Origin of the sequence: Paenibacillus sp. D2_2 (assembly GCF_031199965.1) — a bacterium.
Classification (GTDB): domain Bacteria; phylum Bacillota; class Bacilli; order Paenibacillales; family Paenibacillaceae; genus Fontibacillus.
In genome coordinates, this window is sequence record NZ_CP133605.1 from 4,209,708 (window position 1) to 4,226,790 (window position 17,083).

At 48.9% G+C, this 17,083-nt stretch carries 18 protein-coding genes and 2 pseudogenes; 3 read left to right on the forward strand and 17 right to left on the reverse strand.

Annotated features, from left to right (window positions below):
• Positions 1-88 precede the first annotated feature (88 nt).
• Genes cbiB through cobD form a run of 4 tightly spaced genes read right to left on the reverse strand, consistent with a single transcriptional unit; the run spans position 89 to position 2,878 of the window.
• Positions 89-1,057, reverse strand: a complete 969-nt coding sequence (cbiB, locus tag RE628_RS21510; RefSeq protein WP_309159526.1) for an adenosylcobinamide-phosphate synthase CbiB — start codon at positions 1,055-1,057, stop codon at positions 89-91.
• Positions 1,057-1,374 carry an adenosylcobinamide amidohydrolase gene (locus tag RE628_RS21515; protein WP_309154951.1) on the reverse strand — a complete coding sequence of 106 codons (318 nt, stop codon included), beginning with the start codon at positions 1,372-1,374 and terminating at the stop codon, positions 1,057-1,059. The genes cbiB and RE628_RS21515 overlap by 1 nt, the downstream gene beginning before the upstream one ends.
• Positions 1,326-1,784 (reverse strand): adenosylcobinamide amidohydrolase, encoded by a 459-nt coding sequence (locus RE628_RS21520; protein WP_309154952.1) that lies wholly within the window; start codon positions 1,782-1,784, stop codon positions 1,326-1,328. The genes RE628_RS21515 and RE628_RS21520 overlap by 49 nt, the downstream gene beginning before the upstream one ends.
• Positions 1,781-2,878 (reverse strand): threonine-phosphate decarboxylase CobD, encoded by a 1,098-nt coding sequence (cobD, locus tag RE628_RS21525; protein WP_309154953.1) that lies wholly within the window; start codon positions 2,876-2,878, stop codon positions 1,781-1,783. Before cobD ends, RE628_RS21520 begins: the two co-directional genes overlap by 4 nt.
• A 344-nt stretch (positions 2,879-3,222) precedes the next feature.
• Here cobD and RE628_RS21530 point away from each other — a divergent pair, with 344 nt between their 5' ends.
• Complete coding sequence (locus tag RE628_RS21530; protein ID WP_309154954.1) at positions 3,223-4,227, forward strand: lipoate--protein ligase; 1,005 nt, start codon at positions 3,223-3,225, stop codon at positions 4,225-4,227.
• A gap of 200 nt (positions 4,228-4,427) precedes the next feature.
• On the opposite strand, the gene RE628_RS21535 is transcribed toward RE628_RS21530, so the two are convergent.
• From RE628_RS21535 to RE628_RS21570, 8 genes are all read right to left on the reverse strand, one after another.
• On the reverse strand, positions 4,428-5,252 hold the full coding sequence (locus RE628_RS21535; protein ID WP_309159527.1) for an ABC transporter ATP-binding protein: 825 nt from the start codon (positions 5,250-5,252) through the stop codon (positions 4,428-4,430).
• On the reverse strand, positions 5,195-5,401 hold the full coding sequence (locus RE628_RS21540) for a hypothetical protein (protein ID WP_309154955.1): 207 nt from the start codon (positions 5,399-5,401) through the stop codon (positions 5,195-5,197). The genes RE628_RS21535 and RE628_RS21540 overlap by 58 nt, the downstream gene beginning before the upstream one ends.
• A gap of 5 nt (positions 5,402-5,406) precedes the next feature.
• Positions 5,407-6,189, reverse strand: coding sequence for an ABC transporter permease (locus RE628_RS21545; RefSeq protein ID WP_309154956.1), 783 nt, complete (start codon positions 6,187-6,189; stop codon positions 5,407-5,409).
• Entirely contained in the window at positions 6,186-6,995 is an 810-nt protein-coding gene (locus RE628_RS21550; RefSeq protein WP_309154957.1) for an ABC transporter permease, read from the reverse strand. Before RE628_RS21550 ends, RE628_RS21545 begins: the two co-directional genes overlap by 4 nt.
• Positions 6,970-8,184 (reverse strand): serine hydrolase domain-containing protein, encoded by a 1,215-nt coding sequence (locus RE628_RS21555; RefSeq protein WP_309154958.1) that lies wholly within the window; start codon positions 8,182-8,184, stop codon positions 6,970-6,972. Before RE628_RS21555 ends, RE628_RS21550 begins: the two co-directional genes overlap by 26 nt.
• Before the next feature lie 87 nt (positions 8,185-8,271).
• On the reverse strand, positions 8,272-8,469 hold the full coding sequence (locus RE628_RS21560; RefSeq protein WP_309154959.1) for a hypothetical protein: 198 nt from the start codon (positions 8,467-8,469) through the stop codon (positions 8,272-8,274).
• Entirely contained in the window at positions 8,448-9,359 is a 912-nt protein-coding gene (locus RE628_RS21565; RefSeq protein WP_309159528.1) for a serine hydrolase domain-containing protein, read from the reverse strand. The genes RE628_RS21560 and RE628_RS21565 overlap by 22 nt, the downstream gene beginning before the upstream one ends.
• Entirely contained in the window at positions 9,323-9,466 is a 144-nt protein-coding gene (locus RE628_RS21570) for a hypothetical protein (protein ID WP_309154961.1), read from the reverse strand. Before RE628_RS21570 ends, RE628_RS21565 begins: the two co-directional genes overlap by 37 nt.
• A gap of 195 nt (positions 9,467-9,661) precedes the next feature.
• Here RE628_RS21570 and RE628_RS21575 point away from each other — a divergent pair, with 195 nt between their 5' ends.
• Complete coding sequence (locus RE628_RS21575; RefSeq protein WP_309154963.1) at positions 9,662-10,462, forward strand: Cof-type HAD-IIB family hydrolase; 801 nt, start codon at positions 9,662-9,664, stop codon at positions 10,460-10,462.
• A 101-nt stretch (positions 10,463-10,563) separates the two neighbouring features.
• Here RE628_RS21575 and RE628_RS21580 read toward each other — a convergent pair.
• The 5 genes and pseudogenes from RE628_RS21580 to RE628_RS21600 form a co-directional block, all read right to left on the reverse strand.
• Positions 10,564-11,341: pseudogene (locus RE628_RS21580) on the reverse strand (MBL fold metallo-hydrolase).
• Between the two features lie 293 nt (positions 11,342-11,634).
• Positions 11,635-12,699 (reverse strand): sulfate/molybdate ABC transporter ATP-binding protein, encoded by a 1,065-nt coding sequence (locus RE628_RS21585; RefSeq protein WP_309159529.1) that lies wholly within the window; start codon positions 12,697-12,699, stop codon positions 11,635-11,637.
• Positions 12,700-13,054: 355 nt separating this feature from the next.
• The gene (locus tag RE628_RS21590) at positions 13,055-13,651 is read right to left on the reverse strand and encodes a TetR/AcrR family transcriptional regulator (RefSeq protein ID WP_309154965.1); all 597 of its coding nucleotides are present in this window, start codon (positions 13,649-13,651) and stop codon (positions 13,055-13,057) included.
• Between the two features lie 5 nt (positions 13,652-13,656).
• Positions 13,657-14,288, reverse strand: a pseudogene (locus RE628_RS21595) (YigZ family protein).
• A 105-nt stretch (positions 14,289-14,393) separates the two neighbouring features.
• Positions 14,394-15,749, reverse strand: a complete 1,356-nt coding sequence (locus RE628_RS21600; RefSeq protein ID WP_309154967.1) for a glucose-6-phosphate isomerase — start codon at positions 15,747-15,749, stop codon at positions 14,394-14,396.
• A gap of 420 nt (positions 15,750-16,169) precedes the next feature.
• Between RE628_RS21600 and RE628_RS21605 the strand changes: the two genes are divergently transcribed.
• Complete coding sequence (locus RE628_RS21605) at positions 16,170-17,066, forward strand: NAD(P)-dependent oxidoreductase (RefSeq protein ID WP_309154969.1); 897 nt, start codon at positions 16,170-16,172, stop codon at positions 17,064-17,066.
• The last annotated feature ends 17 nt before the right edge of the window (positions 17,067-17,083 follow it).

Genomic DNA, 17,083 nt, shown 5'->3' on the forward strand with positions numbered 1-17,083 from the left:
GATACTAGGCGTTAGGGATAACTCTGTTATCTCGTTCCTGAACATATCTATTTAAAAACTTCACATTGCACACTTTTGGCAATCTTGTTTAGATCCAATGCCATCCACCATTCACCCAGAACGCAATCAGCATTCCAAGCAAGACCGCCGTATTCGCTGCAAAAAACATCAATCCGACCGTAGAAGGAATATCTTCTCCATTAAGCTCGCGAGTTTTCTCTCCCATATGGGCACGGACCGATACAACGCCATGATATGAATTTTCTCCGCCAAGCTGAATACCGAGCGCACCTGCAACTGCAGCTTCCGGGTAACCACTGTTCGGACTGGGGTGCTTCGGAGCATCGCGCCTTACGGCCCGCACTGCCCCTTTCACATCAAGCCTCATTAGCCAAGCTCCAAGGAACAACATCAGGGCCGTTATACGTGCCGGAATATAATTCGCGACGTCATCCAGCCGGGCCGAAGCCCAGCCCAGATCGATATATTTGTCGTTCTTGTAGCCGACCATCGAATCTAGTGTATTCACGGCCCGGTATGCGATCGCTAGCGGGGCACCGCCGAGCAGAGCGAAGAACAGCGGCGACACGATTGCGTCGACGATGTTCTCGGCGACCGTCTCTACGGCGCCGCGGGCGATCTCCGGCTCGGCGAGATGGCCCGTGTCGCGGCCGACGATCATGCCAAGCGATCGTCTGGCTGCAGGGAGGTCGCCCTTGCACAGCTGGGCGCACACCTCCATCCCGGCGTCCCGCAAGCCCTTGGAAGCGATCGTCGTCCAGATGACGATCGCCTCCGCGGCTGCGGACAGCCACGGGCTCACCTGGGCCAACAAATACAGCATGGCCCAGGTGAGAGTGAAGCTGCCGCCGACAACGATCAGCGGCAGCAGCAGCCCCGCCGCCCGGTAGTGGCGGGGCCTGAACAGGCGGCGCAGCAGCGCCTCGACTGCGGCGATCGCCTTCCCCATCCCGATAACCGGGTGGGGAAGCCATCTTGGATCGCCGAGCAGCCGGTCGAGGGCATACGCCGCCGGCAGCACCCACCACGCCGCCATCATCGGCGCTCACCCGCTGCGGCGCGCAGCGATTCGCTCACGGCGGCGTACACCAGGCGGCCTATCGTGCCACCCAGATCGGTCGCGGTCCCGGCATAGGCGTGCAGCAGCGGCCAATCGGCCCGCTGACTGGCGCCGAGCACGACCGCGTCCGTTGTTGTGCCAGTGGCCGCCAGTCCATTCTCGGCGTCAAGCACGCCGAGGTCCTGCAGCGCTGCGGTCTTGGCCTCCGTCGCCGTGATGACGGCGTTCACCAGCGCTGCATCCGTCATCCTGCCGTCCACCACCAGCAGGATGTTGATCGTCCCGGCGTCCATACCGCCGGGAATGTCGTCCTCTGAACTCCCGCTCGCGCGGAGTTCGAAGCCCCCGCCGTTGCGCAGCAGAATACGGCGTAGTCATTGCAGCGCTCCTCGGCAACCGCCGCGTAGCGCAACCTCACCGCCGTCAGCAGTCCGGCGGTCTCCTGCTCCGAGATATCCCACTCTTGCAGCAATCGCCGAATATCGCTCTCCGGTTCATCGCAGCGATAATGCTTGTCCACATATATATTCACGATTTGGTGCAGCTTGCGCATACCACCTCCGTAGACAGCGCTGCTGACTCCTTGGAGTGGGGTCGGTGGTGTAAGCAGCAGATGGCGCTCACTCCGCAACAGCTTCAGCCCCGCCCAGGCTTCCGATTCATAAAGCCCCTTCTCCGCTCCATCTATAAATGGCATTGTCATTGGGTTTGACCTCCCAGCACAGCGCTCAATTCCGCGAGCAGTCTCCGGCTCTCGCGTTCTCCCTTAACCGCTATCCGGATATCGCGCTCACCAAGCCCTGCGTACATCGCACAACTGCGAATTAGCACCCCACGGCTTCCGAGCTCCGCTTGAACCCTAGCTGCTGTCCAACCCTCAGCTAGACGGACGAGCATGAAGTTCGCCTCTCCTGGCCACGTCTCACAACCAAGCTCCCGTAAGGCAGCATGCAATAGACCGCGCTGTTCTGCAATTATAGCCATTGTCTCCTGCTCGTAGGCATCATCTGCCTGCAAGCACACCTCTCCGGCGGCCAAAGCCAACGAATTGACGCTCCAGGTTACCTGCTTGCCGCGCATCCTGGCTGCAAGCTCCGGTGAAGCAATCGCAAACCCGAGTCTCAGCCCGGGAATCGCATAAAATTTCGTCATCGAGCGGATGAGCACCAGATGACTATACTTGGTTAGCTCTGGCAGAAGCGACTGTCTCTGATGCTCGGGAATGAAGTCGACAAAAGCTTCATCAACAATCAAGTACGTACCGCTCCGCTCGGCGGTCTCCGCAAATCTACGCAGCTCATCGAGCGGATATTGTACGCCGTTCGGATTGTTGGGTTGTCCTAGAAATACTAGATCCGTCTCCATTATCAAGCGTTCAATGTCCTGCGGTGCCGCCCTGAACGCTCTCTCCTCTTTACCGAACACTGAGCTAACCTGTGCTCCGAACTGCTCAGCCAGCGTTCGATATTCAGAGAAGCAAGGCTCAATAATGCCCACTTTTGATGGAGACAGAGCTAAGAGGGCTAGTGCCATATTCTCCGCAGCTCCATTCCCAATCACAAGACATTCCGGTTCCACGGTATAGCGACGGCTTAACAAAGATACCAACCGGCGGTGGCCTGGATCCGGATATTTCACAATTTCCGGCAGAACTTCCCGTAATTTATCCAATAAACCGGGCGGTGGACCAAGCGGGTTAATATTGGCGCTCAAATCCATCATCTGCTCCGGAGCAATCCCATAACGTTCTGCAGCGGTTTGCAAATCCCCGCCATGTCCGTACACTTCCAGCAACATATTACGACTCTCTTCCTCTCTATCAGAAAGGTTCAACAGATTTGAACTGCTCTCAGGTATGATTAAATATGATTATACCATTATGAAGATAGGCTCCGATTCTCGTCAATCGCCTGCGAGAAAATACCTCCGATCCCCCCTATTCCAGCCTCGACACAATACGCGGCATAACGATTCCCCTCATGCGGCGTGGGAGACACTCTTCCTGCTGACAGGTACATAGATGATTACATGCATTTTTCATGAATAAATGACGACGATACTTTGGTTTGACTAATAATTAGTTTACAATAGATAAGGAATATACAAAGAACAAATCTCATAGGCAATGGAGGCTGAAACATATGCTGTTTATTGACAATCAAGGGATTAACGATCCAACGGTTAACCTCGCTATTGAAGAATATACATTAAGGCATCTTCCGCTCGAGGATGACAGTTATTTGTTGTTCTATATTAACGCTCCTTCGATCATCATCGGCAAGCATCAGAACACGATCGAAGAGATCAATCAGGAATATTGCAAGGAGAACGGAGTACAAGTCGTTCGCCGACTATCAGGAGGCGGTGCAGTCTACCATGATCTCGGCAACCTGAATTTCAGCTTCATTACGAAGGATGACGGCAACTCATTCCACAATTTCCGTAAATTCACACAGCCTGTTGTCGAAGCTCTGAAATCACTGGGCGTTAATGCCGAGCTATCAGGACGCAATGATCTACAGGTCGGCGAGCAGAAAATATCCGGTAACGCCCAATTTTCCACACGTGGTCGGATGTTTAGCCACGGCACACTGATGTTCAACTCCGATTTAGATAATGTCCAGGCCTCCCTTAAGGCCAATCCGGAGAAATTCAAATCCAAGAGCACCAAATCGGTTCGCAGCCGTGTTGCTAATATTAGCGACTTCATGGATCAGAAGATGACGGTTGAAGACTTCCGAGCTGAATTGCTTCGTCATATTTTCGGAATGGAAGCGGAACAAGTACCACAGTACAAACTGACCGAAGCCGATTGGGCTAAAATCAACGAAATTTCGCAGCAACGCTACAAGAACTGGGATTGGAACTATGGTCTGTCCCCAGCCAGCAATGTGAAGCATGCCAAGAAATTCCCTGCGGGTATTATTGACTTGCGTATGGACATTGAAGAGGGACATATCCGTAACATTAAAATTTACGGTGACTTCTTCGGCGTCGGAGATGTTGTGGATATCGAAGACAAACTTAGAGGAATCCGTTACGAAGAAAACGCGGTTCGTGAAGCGCTTGCTGACATTGATGTGAAATACTATTTCGGCAACATTGACAAGGATGAATTTATCGGTCTGGTGTTCCTAGAAGAATAGTATCTGGAAAGAAACCACATATGTATACGCCCGGAGTACGAGAACCCTTCAACAGGCTCTCGTACTCCGGGCTTTTTATTTCTACTCGCAATCCCCAATTCTTCAATTCATTGCTACACTTAGATAATTTGAGCTCGAAGGTGTTATTTTGCATGTTTCTAGCCAAGCAAGAGATAAGCCCAAGAACGATATTTCCTCGCTTACGCTCCCTCATATAATTCCTTAATGATACGCTCAATCGGCAGAGCATTCAGCGCCATGTCCCGTATCGTATACCGCTCGTTCACCAAAGAGATGAACCCCCGAAGCGGCATAATATCCGTATCCAGCTCCAGTTCAGCTTCTGTAGGAGAGTCCTGCTTCAGCACGCTTACTCCTTCGATTCCGCTCCAATCTGCGGCCAATTCTGTCGAGAGATGAACCGTCTTCTTCGCTCCCAGAAATCCGCGCAGTGCCTGGATAGAATCGTCGAATACGATCTCGCCGTGATTCACAACGATAACTCGCCTAGCCAATTGCTCAATATCCTCCAGATCATGCGTTGTCAGAATGAAGGTTACACCTCGCCGGTTCATTTCCTGCACAAAAGAGCGAATTCTCTCCTTAGCAATCACATCCAGTCCGATCGTCGGCTCATCGAGGAAGACGACATCCGGACGATGCAGCATCGCCATAATGAACTCGCATTTCACCCGCTCTCCGAGAGACAACTGCCGAGTCGGCTTGCGGATAATCTCCGCTACGTCCAGTAACCGGACTAATTGATCCAGTGTCTCTTGGAAGGCCTCATCCTCCAGGCTATAAATTGCCTTATTCATATAAAACGCATCGATCGGCGGAATATCCCATAGCAGCTGTGACTTCTGTCCAAATACCGCTCCGATTCCGCGGACATATTTCTTCCGATGCTTCCATGGGGTGAAGCCAAGGATATCCACCTCGCCCGAAGTAGGGTGTAACACTCCAGTCAGCATCTTGATCGTCGTAGATTTACCCGCTCCATTCGGACCGAGGAAACCAACAATCTCCCCTTTTCTACACTGAAAGTGATCCCTTTTACCGCTTCTACCACCAGCGTCTTGCGTCGGAACATACTTGCTACCGTCTCTCTGAACGAAGCACCGCGCTGATAGGTAGTATAGTTCTTACTCAGCTCTTTAACTTGAATGATCAACCGTGTCATCCTCCTGCGCTTGTATAGTTCTTGAGCATGTAATTCCAGTACGTAAGACCGGCGGTCAGGAACACTAGACATACTAACGCAGCGACCCATGAGCCCTGAACAGGCCTGCCTAGCAAAGAGGCTGCTGGCAGGAAGCCAATCATCGTCACCGGCAGCAAATAAGTTAATATATTTTGAAACGTCTTGGAGAATATCGTCCGCGGATACATCCCAAACATCGATACAGAGTCGAATACATCGTATACCCGGCTGCTTCCAACCCATTTGAATAACATGCCGGACAGAAACAACGAAATCGCAAACAATACAATGAGCGAGCAGACAAACAGTGCCGCAAACAGCATCCATTCGTGAGCCCCCGGCATGCCTAACTTTGACAATGCCCAACCGGTTAATATTCCACCGCTGATAACTCTACCGAAGTCATCAATCGAGAAGGAATTCACCGCAGTAATGAACAGCACAGAACGCGGCTTTAGCAGAAAAATATCAAACGATCCTTCGCGTACATGATAGAGTGTGGTCGAGACAATTCCGAAGAAAAACGGGAAGGCAATGCCCTTGGCCAGTGTGAATATGCCTTGAATCAACAGTGCTTCGTGTAACGTCCAGCCGGGAAAAGAAGCCCCGGTGCTATATAGCAGCACCATGAAGAACGGAATCAGCAAATCCCCGATCAGCATCATTAATAGCGTAATCAAAAAATCCGCGCGATACGCCATCCGCTCCGACAGCTTTGTCTTCATCATGACACGATAGCAGGCCAGAATCGACCTCATACGCCCACCCCCGTAAACTTACGAATGCCTAGTCGAATCAGCAGCGCGGTGATTCCCCACATAGCAACAACGGCAATCCCCTGAAGACCGACGATCTGCGGTACGGTCAAAGCGATACCCGCCAGTTCATAATCACCAAAGACAACCCTCGCAGGAACATACTGCATAAATTGAAAGGGCAAAAAGAATAAGACACGCTGGATAGCATCCGGGAAAAAGGTTAGTGGAACTAGCGTTCCTGCAGATATGCTGCCGATCAGATGAAACATGTTTCTGACCCCGTCCGCATTGGTCAGCCAGAAAGCGGTCAAGCCGATGCAGTAATTGACCAGAAAGGTCATTAGAAATCCGAATACGACTGATATGAGTGCCCAGAGTGGTCTCTGTGGCAATATATCAATACGGAATATGAACAAGTAGATTAGAAAAACAGGTAGAAACTCCATCCAGAAGCCAAGAAATCGATGACCGATCTTCTGGGACAGTGCGAAGAACAGGTGTGAAACTGGACGGAGCACAAAAGTGACATATTTACCGGTGCGAATTAGCATCTGTAAATTCCAGTCGGCAAAATCAAAGGTTAGATAATTAATGCAGGACATCACCCCGTAATACGCCAGCATCTGCGTCAGGGTTAGCCCTCCCAATGTATCGCGGGTAGTAAATACGGCGGTCCAGATAAAATATTGCACAAGAAAATAGACGGGTCCGATCAAAATCGAGACCGCCATATGGGAGCGGAAGGCCGCCCACTCTTTATAAGTGGCCAAGCCCACCGCCTTAATCACGTTCATTGTTCGATTCATTGTAACCCCGACCAGATGATATTCTTAACATTGATGATCGATTCGGTACCCAGCCAACATCTGATGGTACAAAGAAGCTCACGATCAAATCCTCATCCGGATCAACCATCAACGCACAGCGTCCTGCCCCTTCATGATAAATCGTATGCGGCTTGAAGGGCTCGTCCTCCTTGCCCAAGTAGGTGCTCAATCCGAACTTGTTCGCCTTGCTGCGTTCTCCCCACCCGAACGCAGGCAGTCCTTTCGGATATTGAGCTCTCGACAGTCTCTCTACCGATTTGCGGCTCAGAATACGCACGCCGTTATAGGTCCCTTGATTCAGCAGCATCTGACCAAAGATATGCAGATCATCTAGGGTAGAATACAGACCGCCACCAGACCTCGGAGGCGCCCAGTCCGGCTCCGGTTCGGCTTGCAGCCGCTTCTCTTCCCATTCATTGGTCAAGCATACTTCGCCATGAAGATGCTCTGGAACGGTGAAGAATGTCCTCGTCATCCCAAGCGGCTCCAAAATCGTATGCTGGATATAATGCTCATACTTCATACCCGTGATTCGCTGAATAATCTCTCCAAGTAGAACAAAACCGATGCTGCAGTAATCCCACTGTTCTCCTGGTGAGCATACCGGTGGGCCAGCCAGCATCGCCTTGATCCATTTGGATTTGCGATATTCGATCTCCTCCGCAGGGCTACGCTGCGGCCTGTCTTCATTCCACTCATCCCCGTAGGCAAATTCGATCTCCCATCGTCCAAACGGATACGGCTCCAGAAAATATCCGGAATCAGGCGACAATCCAGAGGTATGCGTCAGCAGATGAAACACATTGATCTGCTCATAGGCACGTTGGTCGAATTCCGGAATCCAGTCCTTAACAGGCTGGGTCAAATACAACTTCCCTTCCTCCATGAGCCGCAGCACAGCGGTTAAAGTAAACCATTTCGTTAGAGAGGCTACTCTACGAATAGAATCCGATTTCAGTGGCACCAGTGGATCATTATATTTAAGACTCCCCATCGCTTTGCAGGCAAAGGTTCTGCACCCCTTGGAGAGTAAATAAGAGGCTCCCTGCAATCGATGGTCACAGATAAGCTGCTGGAGCATCGCATCCAGCCTCTCAACAGCCGCCTCGCGAAACCCCGCTTCCCCCGGCGTCATATCCAGTCGTCCCTGATGAATAACAGTACTCATGTACCCATCATTCCTTTCCCACTATGAATTAGCTAGAAATTCAAATAGTTAGTTTTTCAGCACCGAGAAGGTTGAATTACCTTTACTTTATACAAGTGATGACCATACGATTGCACGGGGATTAATAACCGCTTCAGCAACCCAGCCTGTCTGACTAGGTACAAAAAATACGTATATCAATCTTTCTTTCGGATCTATATACAGACCGCAATGACCTGCCCCTTCATGCGAGTAAGTTCCCGGCGAGCAAATGTCTTGATGGTTCAGGCTCCAGCCCAGGGACATTTGATAGTCCTTATTGTTATCCCCCAGCATTTGGAGGGCACACCGCTTAACTGATTGGACACCATGTTCTCGACTGTTCTTCTGCCCAGTAGAGTATGTCCATTAAAGGTTCCTCCGTCTAACAGACATTGACCGAATTTCCATAAGTCATGCAGTGTAGAAAATAAGCCGTTCCCTGCAGCTGGTGGCATTTCATCTACTGCGGTGTTTCCCACATCCGCCCTGACTTCCGTGTGTTCTGCCGATTCTTTAAGCCCGTTCTCCTCCCATGGGTTGACATAGCAAACCTTGGAGTGAAGCTGCTTCGGAACATCCATGAAGGTATGCTCCATTCCCAGCGGCTCCGTAATGTACTCTCTGATGTATTGCTCATACGACATGCCACTGACTCTGGCGATCACCTCTCCCAGAATCGCATAGCCTGCCGTACAATAGTTCCACTGCTCTCCCGGTCGTGCGGCCATCCTTCCCCCAAGAATCAGCTTGATCCATTCGCTTGCGCTCCATTGGTCCGATTTGTCCCTCTTCTCATGAACCCACCAACCATACCAAGGGAAGGGATATGGTTCCTGTAGACATCCTGGATCCGGCATCAGCCCCGAGGTATGCGTTAACAAATGCCACAGTGTAATATCCCGATGGTAGTCAGTATCAAACTCTTTAATCCATGTGCATACCTGCTGTTTATAATACAGTTTGCCTTCCTCAACTAGGCGGGCAATCGCAACGGATGTGAACGCTTTCGTAATCGAGTACACCTGACGGATCGAATCCAGCTGTAGATCAGCACTGTTATTATGGTAAGTTAGCTTTCCCAAAGATTGATGGGCAACGATTTTTCCGTCCTTTGCTACTAAATAACTGGCTCCCTGGAGCTTCCCTGCCTCAATGAGACTGGAAAAATGCCGGTTAGTTCTGTAAGCCGGTTCTGATCCAGGCCAAGCGTTTCTGGCTGTGCATCGATTACCCCGCTATGGATGGATACTGTATCTAGCATACTTCGTCCCTCCTTGATTTGGTTTATTTTGTCATGAGTGTCTATTCCATTCTAACCAGGAACATACATTCCCGTAAATAGAAAAGTTGATTATATTTCTTTTTTCTGGATTGGAATTGAATTATACAGTCTGAAAGGTACAATAGAGGTAGTCAAGCTATCGATAGATAAAGATATCACCAAAGGAGAGGGACCATGTACAAGCTGATTGCCATAGACATTGACGATACTCTAATTAACGACAGCAAGGAAGTCACCCCAGCCACCCAGCAGGCACTGGAGCAAGCGATTGCTAAGGGGGTCATCGTAACGCTGGCCACCGGACGTGCCTACTCTTCGGCACAAGCGATTGCCCGCCAGATAGGAATGAATGTACCGATTATCACCTATCAGGGATCCCTAGTTAAAAACCTTATCGATGAGAAAGTATTATATGAACGTTACGTGCCTATGGATGCGGTCCGTAAGGTGTTCGATTACTGTATTCAACATCAGTTGCATTTGCAGACCTATATTGATGACAAGCTCTTCGCCCGGGAAGAAAATCAGAAGCTGATTGATTACACGAACCTTAACCGGACGGAGTATTTTATTGAAGCGAATGTCGATAAGCTGGCTTCTCATCCTACACCAAAGCTACTCATCATTGATGAACCTGACTATTTGGATGAAATCGCTCCTCAGCTACGCGAGCTTCTTGGAAAGGATGTCCATATTACGAAGTCGAAGCCGAATTTCCTTGAGATTATGCACCGCGAAGGTACTAAAGGCCATGCCCTGAAGTTCCTGGCTGCTCATTTTGGCTGCGATATGTCTCAGACCATGGCGATTGGCGATTCATGGAATGATCATGAAATGCTTGAAGCCGCCGGTCTGGGTGTAGCGATGGGCAATGCGATTCCAGCCCTGAAAGAACTCGCTGGTTATGTAACGCTTAGCAATAATGAAGATGGAGTTAAAGCAGCCATCGAAAAATTTGTGTTGAATCCGCAGTAATATTGAGGATCTTTGGAAAATATAAAAGGCCCCATCTCCACTTCACCGTGGATTTGGAGCCTTTTTCTATTTTTTCTATTAAATCGTCGAGCGTTAAGCATCTAATCCCTACCAAGCAGCAAGGCCATTCCTGTCCTAGCATAGGATACACCCTCAGGCAAAGAATAACCCTTGCGATGATCGATATCATGAGACATATGAGTAAATATCGTACGCTTCGGTTTAATTTCCTGCAGTAGATCCAGTGCCTCTGTTACATCATAGACAGAACGCGTAGAGAATTCGGCCAGCTCTTTGTAAAAGCTTGTTCCAAGGATCAACAGATCAAGCCCTTGGAGTGGCCTTTTTTGCTCTGGCGGCAGATCGATGGAGTCCGAACAGTACGCCCAAGCATAATTCGGCTTATCAAACCTATAGGCATAGGAGTAGCCGTTCTTACCGTGATTTACTTTCCAGCCATATATCTTCCATCCGGCCAATACAATTCCCTCATCCACAAAATGTATGTCGAGATTCCGTTCCAGCCAAGGATATTGGCGTAGAATGATGTCACAACTTCACGCGGAGCGTACATTGCCCTTTTCGCCCCAGCCAACGGCAGGCATCAGCCCATTCCGGCAATCCGCCGATATGATCGAAATGAGCGTGGGTAATCAGCATGTGCTCTATAAATCGTTGGTCGCGCTGCTCCATACTGGCCCGGAAATCTGGTCCACAATCGATCATGAATTGCTCCCCAGCCCCACATTCTACCGCCACTGCAGATCGATACCTCCGGTTCTTTCCGCCGCTTCTTGCTTCCGTACATACTTCACAATCGCAATATAGTCTTGGTACACCCATTGCATCACCTGTACCAAGAAACACAAGTTGATCCATCTTCGTACTCTCCATTTCGATAATTATTCCTTATCTAAATAGCCAGCGCCCCGCACTCAGCATTCCTTCATTTGCAGATCTATGTTCCTTCCTTCCGCAATTTTCTCCACTTCCTTCATATCTCCCGTTTTATCAAAAAGCTAAGCTTTTGAAAACCCCCTTAGTTGGGAGTTCTAAAAAATTGGAACGTGATAGATCAAAACCTGAATATCATTCTCGATTGGATATTACGTCCTAATCAAGACATACACACGAAGGACCTGGCAATTCTGCCAGGTCCTTCGCTTATTTGCTTATATCATAGCGCTCATTGGATCACGCTTTAACGGATTTTCCACTATCCAACTGCGCTCTTCATTGTATAAATAGGCGCGATGTATAAGAACGCGAATCTCCTGCCCGATCTGAAGTGTCTCCTTCTCCAGCGAACGGAAGGTCGTCAGCACATTTCCTCCTACTTCGACCTCAACCAGCCATTCACTTCCCCTGAAATGCACATGCTTCACCACTCCAGCAGCCGTAGCAGATAGCAAAGTAAAATCCCGTTCGTAACCAATCTCAATGTATTCAGGACGGATTAACGCCTTTGCCTGCGAACCCGCTACCTCGGCCTCGAAGCCTCTCAACTCGGACGGATGATCGACCAGCGTCGATTGCCCGATAAAGGAGGCGACAAATGGCGTACTTGGCTCGCGGTAAATGTCCCACGGCGATCCTTTTTGCTCCAGCCGCCCTTCGCTAATAATCATAATCTCATCAGCGACTTCAATCGCTTCATCTTGATCATGAGTAACGAAGATCGATGTGATGCCAACACGCTCGATTAGCTCGCGCAACCAAGCTCTCAGCTCTTGGCGAATCTTCGCATCAATCGCAGCGAAGGGCTCATCGAGTAATAGAAGCTGCGGCTCCGGTGCAAGCGCCCGAGCGAAAGCGACTCGCTGGCGTTGCCCGCCGGAGAGCTGATGGGGATAACGGCCCTCGAAGCCTTTAAGTCCAGTAAGCTCAACTAGCTCCATAACCCTCTCTTTAATTGCACTCTTGGGCACTTTTTTAACCTGAAGTCCAAAAGCAATATTATCGAACACCGTCATATGTTTAAACAACGCATAACTCTGGAATACGAAGCCGATTCCACGCTCTTGCGGCGCAAGCTCATTCACACGCTTCCCATGAAACAGAATCTCTCCCGAATCCGGTTGCTCCAACCCGGCCAGCATGCGAAGAATCGATGTCTTGCCTCCTCCACTTGGTCCGAGCAATCCAATCAACTGCCCTTTTTCAATATCGAAGCTCACATCTTTAACGGCATGGAAATTACCAAAGTGCTTATCTAGATTTCGTACTTCTATATGCATCGGAAGAGGCCACATCCTTTCATCAATTCCGGCAGCGGATGATTGAACCAGGCCGCCAGATATGTAAAAACACCATTCCATAATTTCATATGTAATTACTTGGTTTTTCTTATAAAACACTTTATCAAACCACTGGACCTCCGTCAATCCAAATATTTCTAGTCCAAAAAAGCAAAAATAAAGGGCCTTATCCTTCCTGGATTCAGGCCCTTTATAACTTGTCATAAGTACACATGTATGAAATAACTCCAGTAATATATAACACTCGCATCATTACCCTATTTAATTAATGTAATACAGAAGTACAGCGATGATGATGTAAATGGATAAAGTCCAAATGTAAAACAAAAACGCCCTATGACGTTAAACGGTAACTGCTCTGGCTTAACATTTTGACATGGCCGACCGCAGCGGGCATGATCTCATCAAAGGTAAGACGGTCCTGGATGTAGAACGAAATGAACCCGTGTATTCCCAAAAACATAGTAAGCGGAAAGGAAGGATTCTGCTGCAGCGGATGCTGCTCCTCCTTCAAGAAGCGCTGAACAATCGTCTTGAACTTATCGAAGCATTTGGACTGTTCCGCACGACAGTAGGTCAATATCTCCTCATCCCGGAGCATGAACATAATCTCGTATTGATGTGGATGGTCAAGACCAAACTTAATAAACTCCAACATCAGTTCCTCTGTCTTCGTGAGTCCGTCCACCATCGGGCGCTTCGTTACCTGCTCACAGAGCAGGGTCAAATGGTTGAAGTCCTGCACCACGATCGCGTAGAACAGCTCCGCCTTCTCCTTGAAGTGGTAATAGAGTGACCCGTGACTGTAACCTAAATGCTGACCAATGCTTCTCATGGAAATGCCCCGATAACCTTTAGTTATAAATAAATGTCTCGCGGCATCCATAATTCTTTCCCTTGATAACTCCTGCTCTACTGCTCTTCTTGCCATAGGCATTATTCCCCTTCAATAAAATAAACCTTGTCACCTGCCATCATCTCTGCCTGCCCTTGAGTCATATCTGTCATCCAGCTTATAAATTGCTCCGCCTCACCTGCTAGCGGCAAGCAATGCAATGTGACTTTGTCGGTGAATTCGGTCTGCCCATGCGGACTCCACGATTGTGAAGCTCATTCTCCGCCTTGCCCAGCCAGGTATAGTCGAGCTCAACTAGAACTTCCTGATGAAGTACCTGGGTAATCGCTTCCCCAGCTTCAATTGCTGCAACGGCACCATCCGTATAAGCCCTGATTAGACCACCCGCACCAAGTAGAATACCGCCAAAATAACGTGTTACAACGATCGCCACATTTTTTAAATTTTGATTCTTAATCACTTCCAGTATCGGCTTACCTGCAGTCCCGCTGGGCTCCCCGTCATCGGATTGCTTCTGGATCTCATCTCTCTCACCAATCATATAAGCCGAGCAATTATGAGTAGCGTTCCAATGCTTCTTCTTGATCTCTTCAATGAAAGCGACCGCTTCCTCCTCGCTCTCCACTGGCTTGATGTGGCCGATAAAACGCGATTTGCGAATGACGATTTCCTTCTCGCCTGCTTGCCTAACTGTTCTGTAACGTTCCAACATTGATATCCTCATCCTTATGAATGTGCCAAAAAGCAGCCCATCCGGATTTTCCGAAGAACTGCTTTCTGGCGTTTTGTCCTCTGGTGATTGAACTAAGTCGTAAAATTATTCGGACAGTCTTGCTTCCAGAGCTGCTTTTTCTTTCTCATAGCCCGGTTTGCCAAGAAGCGCGAACATATTTTTCTTGTAAGCTTCAACGCCTGGTTGGTCGAATGGATTCACGCCCGACAGGTAACCGCTGATGCCGCAAGCTTTTTCAAAGAAGTATACGAGATAGCCGAAAGAGTACGGAGTCATATCCGGTACATTAACGACCAGGTTAGGCACTTGACCATCTGTATGCGCAAGCAAGGTTCCTTGGAATGCCTTCTTGTTCACGAAGTCCATCGTCTTGCCTTCCAGGAAGTTCAATCCATCAAGATCGTCCGGATCGGATTCGATCGTAATATGGCTTGGTACTTCAGTCACTTGAATAACCGTCTCAAAGATGTTGCGGTTGCCCTCTTGAATGAATTGACCCATGGAGTGTAGATCTGTCGAGAAATCAACTGCTGCTGGGAAGATGCCTTTATAATCTTTGCCTTCGCTCTCGCCGAAGAGCTGCTTCCACCATTCGGATACATAGTGCAGAGATGGCTCATAGTTAACGAGAATTTCAGTTGCTTTGCCTTTACGATACAATGCGTTGCGCACAGCAGCGTATTGGTAGCTCTCATTCTCTGCTACATTTGGATTGCTGTATTCCTTCGCAGCATCAGCTGCGCCTTGCATCATTGCATCGATGTCAATACCAGCAACAGCAATTGGAAGCAAGCCAACCGGAGTAAGAACGGAATAACGTCCGCCTACATCATCCGGAATGACGAAGGACTCGTAACCTTCTTCGTTCGAGAGCTTCTTGAGAGCGCCCTTCTCACGGTCTGTTGTTGCGTAGATGCGCTTGCGAGCTTCTTCCTTGCCGTATTTCTTCTCCAGTGCTGCACGGAAAATACGGAAAGCAATCGCTGGTTCCGTCGTTGTTCCGGACTTAGAAATAACATTCACGGAGAAATCCTTGCCTTCGATCAGGTCAAGCAAGTGATTCACATAAGTGGAGCTGATATTGTTACCTGCAAAATAGATCTCAGGAGTTTTGCGTTTATCTTTAGGAAGCAAATTATAGAACGAATGCGACAAGGATTCAATTGCAGCGCGTGCGCCGAGATAAGAACCACCGATGCCGATTACGATCAATACTTCAGAATCGTTTTGGATTTTGGCAGCCGCCTTCTTAATGCGGGCAAATTCCTCTTTATCAAATTCGGTAGGAAGGTCAATCCAGCCAAGATAGTCGGATCCTGCACCTGTACCTTTATGTAGCTGCTCATGGGCAAGACGAATTGGCTCAGCGAAATAATCAATCTCATGCTGTCCTACGAATTCAAGAGCATTGCTGTAATCAAACGTTACTTTTTTACTCATTTGAAACAAACCTCCATCTGTATATTTATCGCACAGCCTATCCACAAGAGGTAATAGTAGTCAATTCTCCTCTTAAATAGAAGTTCAAAAAGGTCTTTTTTCAGCACCGAGAAGGTTGAATGAAGCTAGGGACCGAGGAGCGGAACGTAGGCAAAACCTACGTGAGCACCTGAGATGTTTCCGGAGGAAACATTACTTCGTAAGCATCCTCTTAGCCCGGCTGAATTCAAGATTCGATGCCGAGCCCACTTCCTGATTCACTTCGTGATCAAAAGCGGACTTTTTGAACATCCTCTTAAAACAACTTAAAAATAGGATACTGTAAAACCAATATGAACACAAGGGCACAATATACACCCTTCCTGCCAACATGTTAAAATATAAATATGTTTGCAGATACTTTAAAAGAGGTGGACAATCATGAAAAAAATAGGATTTATCGGCCTGGGTACGATGGGCGCTCCGATGGCTGCAAACTTGCTGAAAGCAGGTTATGAAGTTACCGTGTATAACCGCACCGCTTCAAAGTGCGCTTCCCTAGTAAACCAAGGTGCCAAACAAGCAGCATCACCTAAAGAAGCAACAGCAGCAACCGACATTGTCATTACAATGGTAAGCAATGACCAATCGATAGAAGCTGTATTTGACGGTTCAGAAGGTGTTCTCGCTGGCCTGAAGCCTAACACAATCGTCATCGACTGCAGTACAATCTCCCCTGCGCTTGTGAAGCAGACGGCAGCAAAGGTGCAAGAACGTGGAGGAGATTTCCTCGATGCCCCTGTAACTGGTAGCTCACCAGCCGCGATCGACGGAACACTCGTCTTCATGGTAGGCGGTAATGCCAACACTGTTGAGACATGCCGTGACCTCTTCGATGTAATGGGTAAGAAGCTACTGTACATGGGTCCTAACGGAAGCGGCGCCGTAGCGAAAATCGCTCACAATACAATCGTAGGCATCAATAATCTGGCTCTAATCGAAGGCTTCTCCATCGCCGCAAAATCCGGCCTGCCTGTGGACAGATTCCTTGAACTCGTACAGCTTGGTTCAGCAGGAAGCAAAGCGGCGGAGCTCAAAGGCCGTAAAATCATCGAGCATGATTTCACGAACCAGTTCTCGCTGGCTCTCATGCTGAAGGATTTGAAGCTGGCTTCGTCTCTGACGGACACTTCTGGAATTCCCGCGCCTATGCTGAATCTGGCCAAGAGCCTGTTCCAGGCAGGTCAGACCGAAGGTTATGGCGATGAGGACTTATCCTCTGTGGTGAAAATTTATGAAGCATGGATCGGCCAGAAGATCGGCGATACGCAGTCCTAATCCATTTTTCGATCGAT

What these genes read in the sequence shown, in the direction of transcription:
- cbiB (WP_309159526.1), bottom strand. Translation starts at nt 1,057, where the DNA reads ATGGCGGCGTGGTGGGTGCTGCCGGCGGCGTATGCCCTCGACCGGCTG.
- RE628_RS21515 (WP_309154951.1), bottom strand. Translation starts at nt 1,374, where the DNA reads ATGGACGCCGGGACGATCAACATCCTGCTGGTGGTGGACGGCAGGATG.
- RE628_RS21520 (WP_309154952.1), bottom strand. Translation starts at nt 1,784, where the DNA reads ATGACAATGCCATTTATAGATGGAGCGGAGAAGGGGCTTTATGAATCG.
- cobD (WP_309154953.1), bottom strand. Translation starts at nt 2,878, where the DNA reads ATGTTGCTGGAAGTGTACGGACATGGCGGGGATTTGCAAACCGCTGCA.
- RE628_RS21530 (WP_309154954.1), top strand. Translation starts at nt 3,223, where the DNA reads ATGCTGTTTATTGACAATCAAGGGATTAACGATCCAACGGTTAACCTC.
- RE628_RS21545 (WP_309154956.1), bottom strand. Translation starts at nt 6,189, where the DNA reads ATGAGGTCGATTCTGGCCTGCTATCGTGTCATGATGAAGACAAAGCTG.
- RE628_RS21550 (WP_309154957.1), bottom strand. Translation starts at nt 6,995, where the DNA reads ATGAATCGAACAATGAACGTGATTAAGGCGGTGGGCTTGGCCACTTAT.
- RE628_RS21555 (WP_309154958.1), bottom strand. Translation starts at nt 8,184, where the DNA reads ATGAGTACTGTTATTCATCAGGGACGACTGGATATGACGCCGGGGGAA.
- RE628_RS21560 (WP_309154959.1), bottom strand. Translation starts at nt 8,469, where the DNA reads ATGTCCCTGGGCTGGAGCCTGAACCATCAAGACATTTGCTCGCCGGGA.
- RE628_RS21570 (WP_309154961.1), bottom strand. Translation starts at nt 9,466, where the DNA reads ATGCTAGATACAGTATCCATCCATAGCGGGGTAATCGATGCACAGCCA.
- RE628_RS21575 (WP_309154963.1), top strand. Translation starts at nt 9,662, where the DNA reads ATGTACAAGCTGATTGCCATAGACATTGACGATACTCTAATTAACGAC.
- RE628_RS21585 (WP_309159529.1), bottom strand. Translation starts at nt 12,699, where the DNA reads ATGCATATAGAAGTACGAAATCTAGATAAGCACTTTGGTAATTTCCAT.
- RE628_RS21590 (WP_309154965.1), bottom strand. Translation starts at nt 13,651, where the DNA reads ATGGCAAGAAGAGCAGTAGAGCAGGAGTTATCAAGGGAAAGAATTATG.
- RE628_RS21600 (WP_309154967.1), bottom strand. Translation starts at nt 15,749, where the DNA reads ATGAGTAAAAAAGTAACGTTTGATTACAGCAATGCTCTTGAATTCGTA.
- RE628_RS21605 (WP_309154969.1), top strand. Translation starts at nt 16,170, where the DNA reads ATGAAAAAAATAGGATTTATCGGCCTGGGTACGATGGGCGCTCCGATG.